Annotated in this window: 15 protein-coding genes; 8 read left to right on the forward strand and 7 right to left on the reverse strand. The window is 67.1% G+C overall.

The window, feature by feature from the left end:
• Positions 1-3: 3 nt before the first annotated feature.
• Together ACM6JT_RS04340 and ACM6JT_RS04345 are read right to left on the reverse strand one after the other, a co-directional pair.
• A complete protein-coding gene (locus tag ACM6JT_RS04340; protein WP_081938356.1) occupies positions 4-1,026 on the reverse strand; it encodes a serine/threonine protein kinase in 1,023 nt (340 codons plus the stop codon).
• A 56-nt stretch (positions 1,027-1,082) separates the two neighbouring features.
• On the reverse strand, positions 1,083-1,295 hold the full coding sequence (locus tag ACM6JT_RS04345) for a hypothetical protein (RefSeq protein WP_011353523.1): 213 nt from the start codon (positions 1,293-1,295) through the stop codon (positions 1,083-1,085).
• A gap of 814 nt (positions 1,296-2,109) precedes the next feature.
• Between ACM6JT_RS04345 and ACM6JT_RS04350 the strand changes: the two genes are divergently transcribed.
• Both ACM6JT_RS04350 and ACM6JT_RS04355 read left to right on the forward strand, forming a co-directional pair.
• Positions 2,110-2,991: a DMT family transporter gene (locus ACM6JT_RS04350; RefSeq protein ID WP_414856021.1), complete on the forward strand. Its 882-nt coding sequence runs from the start codon at positions 2,110-2,112 to the stop codon at positions 2,989-2,991.
• Positions 2,992-3,345: 354 nt separating this feature from the next.
• Positions 3,346-3,531 carry a hypothetical protein gene (locus ACM6JT_RS04355; RefSeq protein ID WP_014895742.1) on the forward strand — a complete coding sequence of 62 codons (186 nt, stop codon included), beginning with the start codon at positions 3,346-3,348 and terminating at the stop codon, positions 3,529-3,531.
• Between the two features lie 108 nt (positions 3,532-3,639).
• Here ACM6JT_RS04355 and mgrA read toward each other — a convergent pair whose 3' ends face one another.
• Positions 3,640-4,683 carry an L-glyceraldehyde 3-phosphate reductase gene (mgrA, locus tag ACM6JT_RS04360; protein WP_131947895.1) on the reverse strand — a complete coding sequence of 348 codons (1,044 nt, stop codon included), beginning with the start codon at positions 4,681-4,683 and terminating at the stop codon, positions 3,640-3,642.
• 186 nt (positions 4,684-4,869) lie between these two features.
• Here mgrA and ACM6JT_RS04365 point away from each other — a divergent pair, with 186 nt between their 5' ends.
• The gene (locus ACM6JT_RS04365; protein WP_034179318.1) at positions 4,870-5,076 is read left to right on the forward strand and encodes a DUF3185 family protein; all 207 of its coding nucleotides are present in this window, start codon (positions 4,870-4,872) and stop codon (positions 5,074-5,076) included.
• 144 nt (positions 5,077-5,220) lie between these two features.
• Here ACM6JT_RS04365 and ACM6JT_RS04370 read toward each other — a convergent pair whose 3' ends face one another.
• A complete protein-coding gene (locus tag ACM6JT_RS04370) occupies positions 5,221-5,994 on the reverse strand; it encodes a phytanoyl-CoA dioxygenase family protein (RefSeq protein ID WP_034179319.1) in 774 nt (257 codons plus the stop codon).
• 353 nt (positions 5,995-6,347) lie between these two features.
• Here ACM6JT_RS04370 and ACM6JT_RS04375 point away from each other — a divergent pair, with 353 nt between their 5' ends.
• Positions 6,348-6,689, forward strand: coding sequence for a hypothetical protein (locus ACM6JT_RS04375; RefSeq protein ID WP_034179320.1), 342 nt, complete (start codon positions 6,348-6,350; stop codon positions 6,687-6,689).
• Positions 6,690-6,799: 110 nt separating this feature from the next.
• Here ACM6JT_RS04375 and metK read toward each other — a convergent pair whose 3' ends face one another.
• Complete coding sequence (metK, locus tag ACM6JT_RS04380; protein WP_006482984.1) at positions 6,800-7,987, reverse strand: methionine adenosyltransferase; 1,188 nt, start codon at positions 7,985-7,987, stop codon at positions 6,800-6,802.
• Between the two features lie 265 nt (positions 7,988-8,252).
• Between metK and lpxL the strand changes: the two genes are divergently transcribed.
• Positions 8,253-9,137 (forward strand): lauroyl acyltransferase LpxL, encoded by an 885-nt coding sequence (gene lpxL, locus ACM6JT_RS04385; RefSeq protein ID WP_034179321.1) that lies wholly within the window; start codon positions 8,253-8,255, stop codon positions 9,135-9,137.
• Between the two features lie 30 nt (positions 9,138-9,167).
• On the opposite strand, the gene ACM6JT_RS04390 is transcribed toward lpxL, so the two are convergent.
• Complete coding sequence (locus ACM6JT_RS04390; protein ID WP_105389518.1) at positions 9,168-9,470, reverse strand: HigA family addiction module antitoxin; 303 nt, start codon at positions 9,468-9,470, stop codon at positions 9,168-9,170.
• Positions 9,471-9,483: 13 nt separating this feature from the next.
• Positions 9,484-9,762 (reverse strand): type II toxin-antitoxin system RelE/ParE family toxin, encoded by a 279-nt coding sequence (locus tag ACM6JT_RS04395; protein WP_034179323.1) that lies wholly within the window; start codon positions 9,760-9,762, stop codon positions 9,484-9,486.
• 417 nt (positions 9,763-10,179) lie between these two features.
• Between ACM6JT_RS04395 and dapF the strand changes: the two genes are divergently transcribed.
• The 3 genes from dapF to xerC are packed head-to-tail and all read left to right on the forward strand — an operon-like array spanning position 10,180 to position 12,744.
• Positions 10,180-11,049 carry a diaminopimelate epimerase gene (dapF, locus tag ACM6JT_RS04400; RefSeq protein ID WP_414856022.1) on the forward strand — a complete coding sequence of 290 codons (870 nt, stop codon included), beginning with the start codon at positions 10,180-10,182 and terminating at the stop codon, positions 11,047-11,049.
• A 37-nt stretch (positions 11,050-11,086) separates the two neighbouring features.
• Complete coding sequence (locus ACM6JT_RS04405; RefSeq protein WP_072437587.1) at positions 11,087-11,812, forward strand: DUF484 family protein; 726 nt, start codon at positions 11,087-11,089, stop codon at positions 11,810-11,812.
• 11 nt (positions 11,813-11,823) lie between these two features.
• Complete coding sequence (gene xerC, locus ACM6JT_RS04410; protein ID WP_034179326.1) at positions 11,824-12,744, forward strand: tyrosine recombinase XerC; 921 nt, start codon at positions 11,824-11,826, stop codon at positions 12,742-12,744.
• The last annotated feature ends 27 nt before the right edge of the window (positions 12,745-12,771 follow it).

The following is a 12,771-nucleotide window of genomic DNA, read 5'->3' on the forward strand; positions in this document are numbered from 1 at the left end:
CCGTCACACGGGCCAGAGCGGCCCTTCCTGCATCGCGCCGATCTGCTCGCGCAGTTCGAGCACGCGCGCTTCCCAGTAACGATGCGTGTTGAACCACGGAAACGCGGCCGGGAACGCGGGATCGTCCCAGCGCCGTGCGAGCCATGCCGCGTAGTGGATCAGCCGCAGCGTGCGCAGCGCTTCGACGAGATGCAGCTCGCGCGGCTCGAATTCGCAGAAATCCTCGTAGCCGGCCAGCAGGTCCGCCAGCGCGCGCGACGCGCCTTCGCGATCGCCCGGCAGCAGCAGCCACAGATCCTGGATCGCGGGCGCCATCCGGCTGTCGTCGAAATCGACGAAATGCGGGCCGCCATCGGTCCACAGCACGTTGCTCGGATGACAGTCGCCGTGCGTGCGCAGCAGGCGGATCTCGCCCGCACGTTCGAACGCGGCCTCGACACCTTCGAGCGCGAGCGTGACCGCCGTCTCGTACGCGGGTCGTACGTCATCCGGAATGAAATCGTGCGCGAGCAGGTAGTCGCGCGGCTCGTAGCCGAACGTATCGATATCGAGCACGGGACGCGCGACATACGGCTGCGTCGCGCCGACCGCATGAATCCGGCCGATGAAGCGGCCGAGCCATTCGAGCGTGTCGCTGCGATCGAGATCGGGTGCGCGGCCGCCGCGCCGCTCGAAGATCGAGAAACGGAAGCCGTCGAACGCGTGCAGCGTGCGGCCGTCGAACGTGCGCGCAGGCACCGCCGGAATCTCGCGCTCGGCGAGTTCGGCGACGAACGCGTGCTCTTCGAGGATCGCATCGTCCGACCAGCGCGCCGGGCGGTAGAACTTCGCGACGACCGGCGGGCCGTCTTCGATGCCGACCTGGTAGACGCGGTTTTCGTAGCTGTTGAGGGCGAGCAGGCGCCCGTCGGTGCGCAGGCCGGCCGGCATCAGCACGCTGTCGAGCGCGTCGAGCACGCACTCGGGCGTGAGGCCGGCGAACGGCGGGCCGGCGGGAGAAGCGGGAGCGGAAGTGGCGTCTGTCATGCCCCGCATTGTGCCGCCAGCCGGGCCGAAAGACGAGCGTCCGGTGCGGTGTTCGCTTAGTGGAGCGCCGCGCCGGCCGGCAGCACGGATTCGCCGGTGTCGATCAGATCCTCGAGAAAGAACGGCTCGGTGTTGAGTTCTTTCGACTCACCCGGCACGCCCGCGTACCAGGTCACCATGGCCATGTCGCCCAGGACGCGCTGGACGATGCCGCGCGCGCCCTTCGGCACCGCGATATGGGTAGTGCAGACAATCGACCCGACATGCATGATGGTTCCCCACTCTTGAATCTTGAAACCCGGCCCGCTGGCGAGCCGGCAAATGCGCGATCCGCGCCGCTCTCGACGGAGCGTTGCGCGTAATCCCATTGTTCACGGTTTATCGAAGCGCGAAAAGAAGAAGAAGCAGGCGAAGTGCCGCGAATTCGTCAAATGTCTCCAATCAACCACTGCGCCGCGCGTGCGCTTGCACGGGCGGACACCCCCATCATACCCTGTCGAATGTGACTGCCCGCCGAATCCGCCCGGCGCTGCGGCGCACCCGCGATCGACGCAATGCGCACATCGTTTGCCGCGTGCCGGGCCGCCAGGAGATTTCGCGTGACCGAGCCTGCGGCGCCACGCCGCTTGCCTCGCACGCTACAGCCTCCTTCCCCCGTCTCGAACACGGCTCGCGCAGCCACCGCGCACAAGCGTCGCCCGGCATCACCTCAACGCGTCTTTCGCCATGCGGGGCCGCCGAACAGTTGTTGCGCCGGATGCCGGCCTTGCAGTACCTTTGACGTTCATTCGCGTTCAACCGCATTCCGACACGATGCATCCGCTCTCGTCCGCCCTCGCAAAATCCCGGCCGCAGTTCGACACGCGGCCGCAGGCGTGCGCGCATCCGTCGGTCCTCCCGCCTCCTGTCGCACCGCCGCTCGTCGGCGCCGCGCCGCCCCCTCCGGCGGCACGCGCCGGCTGACCAGCCGGCTTCCGTTTCGTCTTTCATTCGCCCGTCAGCTTCCGTTCGTGCGTCGTGACGCACGACTCCCTGCTGCACGCGCAGATGGAACGTTCCGATCCGTTCGACAGGTGGATTCACATGGTTTCGTTCAAACGCGCGCTTGCCGCGCATGGAGCGACGTCGCTCTTCGTGCTGCTGTGGAGCAGCGGCGCGATCTTCGCCGAACTCGGTCTGCGTCACGCATCCGCGTTCGTCTTTCTCACCGCGCGTTTCGCGCTCGCGTCGCTCGTGCTGCTCGCACTGGCCTTCATGCGCAAACGCTGGCTGCCGCCGCGCGGCGAGCGGCGCATGGCCGCGCTGACCGGCTTGCTGATGATGGGCGGCTATTCGATCTTCTATCTGCTCGCGCTCGAGCGCGGGATCGCGCCGGGTGTGCTCGCAACGATCCTCGGCGTGCAGCCGATCCTCACGCTGGCGATCGTCGAGCGGCGCTGGCAGCCCATGCGCGTCACGGGGCTCGCGCTGTCGCTGGCCGGCCTCGCGCTCGTCGTATGCCGCGGCGTGGGCGATGCCGGCCTGCCGCTCGCGGGCATCGCGTGCGCGCTCACGGCACTCGTCGCGCTGACCGTCGGCTCGCTGCTGCAAAAGCGCGTACGCGCGGCACCCGCCGACGTGCTGCCGCTGCAGAATGCGATCGGCCTCGCGCTGTGCGTGGCGATCGTGCCGTTCCGGCCGATTTCGTTCGACATGAGCTGGGCGTTCGTCGTGCCGCTCCTGTGGCTCGGCATCGTGATTTCGGTGATCGCGCAACTGCTGTTCTACCGGTTGATGCAGCGCGGCGATCTCGTCAACGTGACGAGCCTGTTCTATCTCGTGCCCGTCGTCACCACGCTGATGGATGCCGTGTGGCTCGGCAACCGGCCCGAACCGCTCGCGCTCGCCGGCATGGGCGCGATCATCGCGGGGCTCGCGCTCGTGTTCCGCGCGCCGGCCGCACGCACGCAACCCGATCGCGCATGAACGGGCGGGCCGCTGCACATGATGGTGTGGCGGCCCGCATCGGACACACACGTCAATTCCGCGAAAATCGAAAGGAACGGGAAAGACGTGTGCAAGGCGTTCGTCGAGCTTGCTGGAAAAATGCGCGATTCGCCGGGCTTTCCGCTGATTTTTAGTGGTTCGGATAGCGAAAAGCGGCGCCGGTTGCCTATACTCGAACTGACCGCCTCGCTCGCAATCGGGTCGGACCAAGACTAGAAACACCCGGCATGGGACTGGAGTCAGCTCAAGCGCCAACTCCGGCCGACGTCCCGCAAGGGGATGGGGCCTGAGTAAATGCTGAAGCGCTGACTCCGGCCGACACTGGAGACACGCATGACCACCTATTTCACGATCGGCGACTTCATCCTGTTGATCCCGATGGCGCTGGCCGGAGCGCTATTTCTCGGCGCGGTGCCGTGCGCAACCGAATTCCGCCACAACCTGCTGCGCGTGCTGGGCGTCATCCTCGGCGTCGGCGTCGCGGTATTGCTGGTCGAAGGTCTGCCTGCGCTGCTCTAGCCTCCCCCCCGTGCCTGACGCGCATCGCTGCGCCGCAACGATGCGACGTGTTGCCTGCAAGCCGGTGATACCGGCATGCGATGTTTCGCATGCCGTATCGACTGCCGGTCAGATCGCCTGATCGGTGGACGGCTTTTCCCACAGATTGATGCCGCCTTCCGTCGCGTAACGATCGATCTCCGCGAGTTCCTCCGCCGAGAATTCGAGGTTCTTCAACGCGCCGACGTTTTCACGCACCTGCTCGGCACGGCTCGCGCCGATCAGCGCGGACGTCACGCGGCCATTGCGCAGCACCCATGCAAGCGCCATCTGCGCGAGGCTCTGGCCGCGCCGCTCGGCGATCGCGTTGAGCTTGCGCACATGCTCGAGGTTATCCGCGCTCAGGTGATCCTGCTTCAGCGAGCCGCCGCCCGGCTTGTTCACGCGCGCATCGGCCGGCACGCCGTTCAGGTACTTCGACGTGAGCAGCCCCTGCGCAAGCGGCGTGAACGCGATGCTGCCCGCGCCGACGTCGTCGAGCGCGCCGAGCAGGTCGCTCTCGATCCAGCGGTTCAGCATGTTGTACGAAGGCTGGTGGATCAGCAGCGGCACCTTGTACTGCGCGAGCAACTCGGCCATCTCGCGCGTCTTCGCCGCCGAATACGACGAAATGCCGATGTAGAGCGCCTTGCCCTGCTGCACGGCCGACGCGAGCGCGCCCGCCGTTTCCTCGAGCGGCGTGTGCGCGTCGAAGCGGTGCGAATAGAAGATGTCGACGTAGTCGAGCCCCATCCGCTGCAGGCTCTGGTCGAGACTCGCGAGCACGTACTTGCGAGACCCGCCGCCGCTGCCGTACGGCCCCGGCCACATGTCCCAGCCGGCCTTCGTCGAGATCAGCAGCTCGTCGCGATACGGCAGGAAATCCTCCTTCAGCAGCCGGCCGAAGTTGGTTTCGGCGCTGCCGTACGGCGGCCCGTAGTTGTTCGCGAGATCGAAGTGGTTGATGCCGAGGTCGAACGCGGTGCGCAGGATCTCGCGCTGCGTCGAGATCGGCGTCGAGTCGCCGAAGTTGTGCCACAGGCCGAGCGACAGCGCAGGCAGTTTGAGCCCGGATTTGCCGCAGGTGCGGTATTGCATGTCCGCATAACGTTCGGAAGCTGCTTCGTAGGCCATGAGTATTTCCCGTCAGGACGTCGGAGGGAGGGGCGCGCGCCGGCCGCGCACAGGGCGCGACGGCGGCGAAGAAAAACGCACGACGGCTATGGTAACGAAGGCGGCCGATGCGCGCACGGCGATGGACGCGACCGCGGTCGTCGCCTACACTGCGGCGTCTCGAATCACCGTTTCAGCGAGGTTGGTATGTCCCGCGTCATCTCGGTTGCGCTGCTCGTCGGCGGCGTCGTGCTGCTGTATTTCGGCGGCCAGTCGTTCCATTCGATCAACGACAACATGTCGCGCCTCTTCACAGGCTCGCCCGCCACGAAGACGATCCTGCTGATCGTGGGCGGCGCCGTCGCTTCGTTCGTCGGCCTGATCGGCCTAGCGATGCCGGGCGGCAAGCGCTGATCGCGCAGCCGCGCGAACGGCCCGCGTCACCCTGATCGGGCCGCGCAAAACGAAACGGGCGGCCAGGCCGCCCGTTGCTTCGTTCGCCCGCGATGCGCCGCATCGCGTGATCGTCGCGGCCTCGCCGCGCCGACCGATCCGCACCTAGAACTGCACTTCCGGCTTCGCCGCCGAGCGCGTGCCCGGCACCGGCCGGTTGCTCGCGCCGTGATACGTATACACCAGCGAGAACTTCACCTGGTCGGAACGGTTCTGCCCGGCCGAATGCAGCGTGTTGCTGTGGAAGAACACGACGTCGCCCGCCTGGAGCGACGGGCACGTGGCCGCGTCGATCATCTTCCGGTTCTCCGGCAGGTCGCTGCGGAAGAACTTCGCATCGTCGAACGCTTCAGGCCCGAATTCGGCCGTATGCGAACCCGGCACGAGCCACAACGCGCCGTTCTCGTTCGTTTCCGGCCCCAGCGCGAGCCATACCGACACCATGTCCGAACGCTCGAACGCCCAGTAGCGGAAGTCGCGATGCCAGCCCGTCAGGCTGCCGTACGCGGGGTGCTTGGTCATCATGCAGTTGTGATGTGCGCGCGACAGCACGGGCTCTTCGCCGAAATACTCGCGCATCCACGCGCCGATTTCGGGTGCGACCGCGCGCTCGGCGAATGCCGGATCGCGCGAGTACGCATCGAGCAGCCGCCGCACCGTGTGCCCGCCCGGCGCATGCTTCGACTCGGGTGCGCCCGGGTAGCGCAGGTCCGCCTCGAATTCGATCGGCTCGGCAGCCTCCTGCAACTGCCGCTCTGCAATCCGTTTAAGCGCCGCGCATTGCTGCTCGCCGACGAGGCCACGCGCGACGACGAACCCGCGTTCGCGCAATTCCGCGACTTGCGCGCGGATCGATTCCGACTGCAATGGAGACGACATGGGATGCCAGACGTTTATTGTGTGAATGTGACGATTGTAAATCGGCGCCGGATGCCGCGAACAGCGCCATTGTCGTACGCAGGGGCATGCCAATCGCCGATTTGATCTGGCGCAAGGGAACTGTGCGGCGCGGCGTTGGCCTCACCGACAGGCGGTATGCGGCACACGCCTTGCGGCACAAGGGTTTATCGCGACTTTTGCCGGTCATGAATCCCCTGTAGCCTGACGCGGCCTGTCAATTCTGGCGGGCGCGGCGCGCAGCGGCTTTCGATATGATCCGTTGCGCAATCCGAGGCCGTTCATACCAGTGCGCTCTTCAAGGGCGCCATCCATACAAGCGAAGCATCGTTCACATGCCATTCCGTCTGACTTCCCGTCTCAGCCGCGCTGCGAAGCGCGTCGCGCCGTCCGCTCCTGCCCGCCCGCTGCGCCATCACCGCGCACGCACGCAGGCGCTGGCCGAGCGCGCGCCCGCGCACAGCCGGCTCGACGGCATCCGTGCGTGGTTCCACGCGTTTTTCTCGATGATGAGTGCGCAGACGTTCGCACGCCGTGCCGGCCTGCGCTCGCTGCTGCAGAAGCCGTCGTCGCTGCGCGCGCTCGCGCTGCGCCGCGCGCTCGGCCCGCAGCGCCGCGTCAACCGCCCGCGCCGCCTCGCGGCCAGCAACGGCTGGTTCGGGTTCGGTGCGCGCTGAAGCAGCGCCGGCGGGCACTGCCCGCCATGATCGCCGCCGTTGCGCCGGCGATCGGAACCCATAAAAAAACCCCGGCATTGCCGGGGTTTTTTGTTTCGGGCGAACGACGCTTACGCGACGCGTGCCGTCGGCTCCACGCCGGCCGCTTCGGCCAGTGCGAGCGCCTTGTCGGTCGCTTCCCACGAGAATTCCGGCTCTTCGCGGCCGAAGTGGCCGTAAGCAGCGGTCTTCTCGTAGATAGGGCGCAGCAGGTCGAGCATCTTGATGATGCCCTTCGGACGCAGGTCGAAGTGCTCGCGCACGAGCTTCGTGATCACCGCATCCGACACGCGGCCCGTGCCGAACGTGTTGACCATCACCGAGGTCGGCTCGGCAACGCCGATCGCGTACGACACCTGGATCAGCGCGCGCGACGCGAGGCCGGCGGCGACGATGTTCTTCGCGACGTAGCGGCCTGCATACGCAGCCGAACGGTCGACCTTCGACGGATCCTTGCCCGAGAACGCGCCGCCGCCGTGCGGTGCGGCACCGCCGTACGTATCGACGATGATCTTGCGGCCCGTCAGGCCGCAGTCGCCCTGCGGGCCGCCGATCACGAACCGGCCGGTCGGGTTCACGAGGAACTTGATGTCGCCCTTGATCAGGTCGGCCGGCAGCGTCGGCTTGATGATTTCCTCGATCACGGCTTCGCGCAGCGCGGGCAGCTCGATGTCCGGTGCGTGCTGCGTCGACAGCACGACGGTGTCGATCGAATCGGGCTTGCCGTCGACGTAGCGGACCGTCACCTGCGACTTCGCGTCCGGACGCAGCCACTGCAGGCGGCCGTCGCGGCGCAGGCTGGCCTGGCGCTCGACGAGACGGTGCGACAGGTAGATCGGCAGCGGCATCAGTTCCGGCGTTTCGTCGCACGCATAACCGAACATCAGGCCTTGGTCGCCCGCGCCCTGGTCGAGGTTGTCGTCGTGTGCACGATCGACGCCCTGGGCGATGTCCGGCGACTGCTTGTCGTACGCGACGAGCACCGCGCAACCCTTGTAGTCGATGCCGTAGTCGGTGTTGTCGTAGCCGATGCGCTTGATCGTGTCGCGCGCGATCTGGATGTAATCGATGTTGGCCGTGGTGGTGATTTCACCGGCCAGCACGACGAGACCCGTGTTGCATAGCGTTTCCGCCGCAACGCGCGAATATTTGTCCTGCTCGAGGATGGCGTCGAGAATCGCGTCCGAGATTTGGTCCGCGACTTTGTCCGGATGGCCTTCGGAGACGGATTCGGACGTGAAGAGATAATCGTTTGCCACTTTTTCAGGCTCCTGTGTGGTTACGGTTGGTTTCACGTAGCCAGCTTCGTTGGGCCTGAAGCGGCGACGCTTTAGCGGATTACCAGGACCGGGCAGCGCGCTTCGCGCCAGCCGGCTTCGCCCCGCAAGTTGTCAGTTAACTCGGCGAAGCCCGTATTATAGCGGCTTTCCTGAATTGTCACAGAGCGCTGCCCGTGCTGTTTCTTCCACTGTCTTACCACCCTGCTCGCAACGCGCCGGCCATCCGGCCCCACGGAGGTGCCGCATGCTAGGCCGCCTCGGCACGCATCTCGCCATCGGCTTCCTGAAGCTGCTCGCCCTGTTGCCGTACGGCCTGACCGCGCGGCTCGGCGACGGTCTCGGCTGGCTGCTGTACCAGATCCCCAGCCGGCGAAAACGCATCGTACACACCAACCTGAAACTCTGCTTCCCGGACTGGAGCGACGAACGGCGCGAGGAAGTGGCCGGCCTGCATTTCCGCCATGCGATCCGCAGCTACGTCGAGCGCAGCGTGCAATGGTTCGGCTCCGCGAAGAAGCTCGAGAAGCTGATCCAGGTCGACAGCGCGGTCGACCTCACCGATCCCGACCTGCCGCCGACGCTGTTCCTCGGCCTGCACTTCGTCGGCATCGAAGCCGGTTCGATCTGGCTCAACCGGTCGCTGCAGCGCCGCTGCGGATCGCTTTACCAGCCGTTCTCGAACGCGGTGCTCGAGGAAGAAGCGAAGAAGGCGCGCGGGCGCTTCGACGCCGAGATGGTCGGCCGCGCGGACAGCGCGCGCGTCGTGCTGCGCTGGCTGCGCGACCGCAAGCCCGTGATGCTCGGCGCCGACATGGACTACGGGCTGCGCAACTCGACGTTCGTTCCGTTCTTCGGCGTGCCGGCCTGCACGCTGACGGCCGTCGGCCGGCTCGCGAAGACGGGCCGCGCGCAGGTCGTGCCGTTCATCGGCGAGGTGCTGCCGAACTACAAGGGCTACCGGCTGAAGGTATTCAAGCCGTGGGATCGGTACCCGACCGGCGACGACGATCTCGACGCGCGGCGGATGAACGAATTCCTCGAGGAACAGATCCCGCTGATGCCCGAGCAGTACTACTGGGTCCACAAGCGCTTCAAGACGCGCCCGCCCGGCGAGCCGGGCCTGTACTGACCCTGCCGGGCGAAACCCGCGGGCGCGCCGTCATGCGCGCGCCTGCGCTCTCGCCACCTTCGGCGCGCCTTTCGCGCGCGCCTGCCAGAGATCGAACGCAGCCTGCTGTGCGAGCCATAGATCCGCACGGCCGCCGCTGTCCTCGCCCAGCCACGCTTCGAGACGCAGCGCCATTTCCGGCGAGATACCGGCATGGCCGTGCAGGATCCGCGACAGCGCCGCGCGCGTCACGCCGAGTTGCGCAGCGGCCTCGGTGACGGTCAGGCCGAGCGCCGGCAGCACGTCATCGCGCAGCGCTTCGCCCGGATGGGGCGGATTGAAGATGCGTGTCATGGCTTAAATCACCTCAGTGGTAATCCTGGTAATTGACCAGGACGACATCGGAGCCGTCGAACCTGAACGTCAGGCGCCAGTTACCGCTCACGCTCACCGCGTAGTAACCGTCCAGCCCGCCGGCAAGGCCATGGAAGCGCCAGCCCGGCACGTTCATGTCGAACGGCCGGCTCGCCACGTCGAGACGGGCAAGCTGGCGCCGCAGTCTTGGAGCATGGTCCGGCAGGATGCCCGCCTTGCTCCCGTTCATGAAAAACGCTTCCAGCCCCTTGTGCTGCCATGACTTGATCATGGACCTCCCACACTCAAGTCGCGATGTCGACAGCATGGCCTACAGATGTATAGCCACACTATACGAATCGCTTGATCACCTTGTCAATTTGACCCGTACGAAAACGCTCATCCGGGTCGTCCCGTGCTTTCACCGTGCATCGGGCACGCATCGCCAAGCCTCGCCTGCGCTGCGACAACGCCCGACCCGCCGCGTCAATTTGTCCCCTCGCCACTGACGCGGCCAGTCGACCGATCGACAGATGCCGCCCGTCCCGTCTCCACTGGCGACGCGAAACGCCCGCCCGCGCGGGACGCCCCTGTCGGCTGCATGTATCATTTACGGCTGAGATCAGCACGACGAACGAGGCCGCCCGGCATGGCCGCCGGCCGTTTGCGTCGTGCCGACCGCCTTGTTCGCCATGGAATCCCGGACCCAGTGAAACTCTCGTTCACCAAGATGCACGGCGCGGGCAACGACTTCGTCGTGCTCGACGGCTATTCGCGCGCGTTGCCGCCGCTCACCGAAGCGCAGGTGCGCGCGCTCGCCAACCGGCACTTCGGCATCGGCGCCGATCAGTTGCTGCTCGTCGAAAAACCGACCGTCGAAGGCGCGGATTTCAAGTACCGGATCTTCAACTGCGACGGCGGCGAGGTCGAACACTGCGGCAACGGCGCGCGCTGCTTCGTGAAATTCGTCAGCGACCGCGGCCTGACCGACCAGCGCAGCGTGCGCGTGCAGGTCATGAAGGGCCTGATCACGCTGACGCTGCAGGACAACGGCGAAGTCGTCGTCGACATGGGTGCGCCCGTGTTCGCGCCGGCACAGGTGCCGTTCGATGCGTCGGGCCTCGACGGCCGCACGGAGGGCCACGACACGCTGTGGCCGCTCGACGTCGGCGGCGCGACGCGCTGGATCTCGACGGTGTCGATGGGCAATCCGCATGCGGTGCAGGTCGTCGACGATGCCGAAGCGTATCCCGTGCTGGAAGAAGGCCCGCTGATCGAGCGCCACGCGCGCTTCCCGCAGCGCGTGAACGCCGGCTTCATGCAGATCGTGTCGCGCAATGAAGTGAAGCTGCGCGTGTACGAACGCGGCGCGGGCGAGACGCTCGCGTGCGGCACGGGTGCGTGCGCGGCGGTCGCGGCCGGCATCCGGCGCGGCCTGCTCGATTCGCCGGTGACCGTGCACACGCACGGCGGCACGCTGACGATCGGCTGGGACGGCGCGCGCGACGAAACCGCCGCGCTGATGATGGCCGGGCCCGCCGCGACCGTGTTCGAAGGCGAGATCGACCTGAACGCCTGACCCTGCAACGTCCTTGATAATTGAACGCTCCAGCCACATGAACGATCGCGAAGTCGCCGACTACCTGCTCGCCAATCCCGAATTCTTCGCGCAGCACGCCGAACTGCTCGCGACGATCCGTCTCGCGAACCCGCACGGCAAGGCCGCGATCTCGCTGCAGGAGCGGCAGATGGAGATGCTGCGCGACAAGAACAAGCATCTCGAGCGCCGCCTAGCCGAGCTCGTGCGGTACGGCCACGAGAACGACAGCCTGTCCGCGAAGTTCAGCCGCTGGACCGCGCGCGTGATCGCGGAACGCGATCCGTACGCGCTGCCGCGCACGATCGCCGACGGCATCGCCGACGTGTTCGACGTACCGCAAACCGCACTGCGCGTATGGGACGTCGCCGACACCTACGCGCAGGCCGACTTCGCGCGCCAGGTCGGCGAGGAAGTGCGCCTGTTCACGAACGGCCTGTCGACGCCGTACTGCGGCGCGAACACGGGCTTCGAGGCCGCGCAGTGGCTCGCGCCCGCGGTAGCCGCCTCGGCCGCGAATGCGGCGGAAGGCGCCGAAGCCGCGCCGGCCGGCGACGGCTCGGCCGCATCGGTCGCGCTGCTCGCGCTGCGCGCGCCGCTCGCCGGCACCGACGCGCCCGCGTTCGGCCTGCTGGTGCTCGGCTCGCCCGACCCGCGCCGCTTCCACGACGGGATGGCCACCGACTTCCTCGCGCAGATCGCGACGCTCGCGAGCGCGGCGCTCACGCGCCTGCTGCCGCACTGACCGCGCACGCGATGACAGACGATCCGGTCGCCGCCTACCTGTCGAACCTGAAGCACATCAGGCAGCTGTCGGAACATACGCTGCGCGCGTACACGCACGAACTCGACGAACTGAAGAAGCTCGCGGCCGGCCGCCCGCTCGACACGCTGACGGCCGTCGACATGCGCGGCGCGGTCGCGCGCGCGCACGCGGGCGGGCTGTCCGCGCGGTCGATCTCGCACCGCCTGTCGGCATGGCGCGCGTTCTACCGCTGGCTCGCGCAGCGCATCGAGATGCCCGCGAACCCGGTTGCCGCGGTGCGCGCGCCGAAGCGGCCGAAAACGCTGCCGAAGGCGCTGTCGGTCGACGACGCGTCGGCACTGATGGACGCGCCGCTCTCCGGCACGACCGAGAGCATCCGCGATCACGCGATCCTCGAGCTGTTCTATTCGTCGGGGCTGCGCCTGGCCGAGCTGATCGGGCTCGACGTCATGTACACGCAGGCCGACGGCTACCGCTCGGCCGGCTGGCTCGATCTCGCCGAAGCCGAAGTCACCGTGCGCGGCAAGGGCAACAAGGAGCGCAAGGTGCCGGTCGGCCGCAAGGCGATCGATGCGCTGAATGCGTGGCTCGCGGTGCGCGGCGAATTCGTGAAGCACGACCCGCATCCGCTGTTCGTGTCCGTGCGCGGCAACCGGATGTCGCCCGGGGTCGTGCGCGAGCGCGTGAAGCGCGCGGCGCTCGCCGCGGGCATTCCCGCCAACGTCCACCCTCACGTGCTGCGCCACTCGTTCGCGACCCACGTGCTGCAGTCGAGCGGCGACCTGCGCGCGGTGCAGGAACTGCTCGGCCACGCGAGCGTCGCCGCGACGCAGGTCTATACGTCGCTCGACTTCCAGCATCTCGCGAAGATTTACGACAGCGCGCATCCGCGCGCGAAGAAGCGCGACTGACGCGCGTCCCGTGTTACCCGCCGCGCG

The sequence above is a fragment of the Burkholderia sp. IT-111MI5 genome (assembly GCF_949752865.1).
GTDB lineage: Bacteria > Pseudomonadota > Gammaproteobacteria > Burkholderiales > Burkholderiaceae > Burkholderia > Burkholderia pyrrocinia_C.

Coding starts and splice junctions, on each gene's coding strand:
- ACM6JT_RS04340 (WP_081938356.1), bottom strand. CDS start 1,026: ATGACAGACGCCACTTCCGCTCCCGCTTCTCCCGCCGGCCCGCCGTTC.
- ACM6JT_RS04345 (WP_011353523.1), bottom strand. CDS start 1,295: ATGCATGTCGGGTCGATTGTCTGCACTACCCATATCGCGGTGCCGAAG.
- ACM6JT_RS04350 (WP_414856021.1), top strand. CDS start 2,110: ATGGTTTCGTTCAAACGCGCGCTTGCCGCGCATGGAGCGACGTCGCTC.
- ACM6JT_RS04355 (WP_014895742.1), top strand. CDS start 3,346: ATGACCACCTATTTCACGATCGGCGACTTCATCCTGTTGATCCCGATG.
- mgrA (WP_131947895.1), bottom strand. CDS start 4,683: ATGGCCTACGAAGCAGCTTCCGAACGTTATGCGGACATGCAATACCGC.
- ACM6JT_RS04365 (WP_034179318.1), top strand. CDS start 4,870: ATGTCCCGCGTCATCTCGGTTGCGCTGCTCGTCGGCGGCGTCGTGCTG.
- ACM6JT_RS04370 (WP_034179319.1), bottom strand. CDS start 5,994: ATGTCGTCTCCATTGCAGTCGGAATCGATCCGCGCGCAAGTCGCGGAA.
- ACM6JT_RS04375 (WP_034179320.1), top strand. CDS start 6,348: ATGCCATTCCGTCTGACTTCCCGTCTCAGCCGCGCTGCGAAGCGCGTC.
- lpxL (WP_034179321.1), top strand. CDS start 8,253: ATGCTAGGCCGCCTCGGCACGCATCTCGCCATCGGCTTCCTGAAGCTG.
- ACM6JT_RS04390 (WP_105389518.1), bottom strand. CDS start 9,470: ATGACACGCATCTTCAATCCGCCCCATCCGGGCGAAGCGCTGCGCGAT.
- ACM6JT_RS04395 (WP_034179323.1), bottom strand. CDS start 9,762: ATGATCAAGTCATGGCAGCACAAGGGGCTGGAAGCGTTTTTCATGAAC.
- ACM6JT_RS04405 (WP_072437587.1), top strand. CDS start 11,087: ATGAACGATCGCGAAGTCGCCGACTACCTGCTCGCCAATCCCGAATTC.
- xerC (WP_034179326.1), top strand. CDS start 11,824: ATGACAGACGATCCGGTCGCCGCCTACCTGTCGAACCTGAAGCACATC.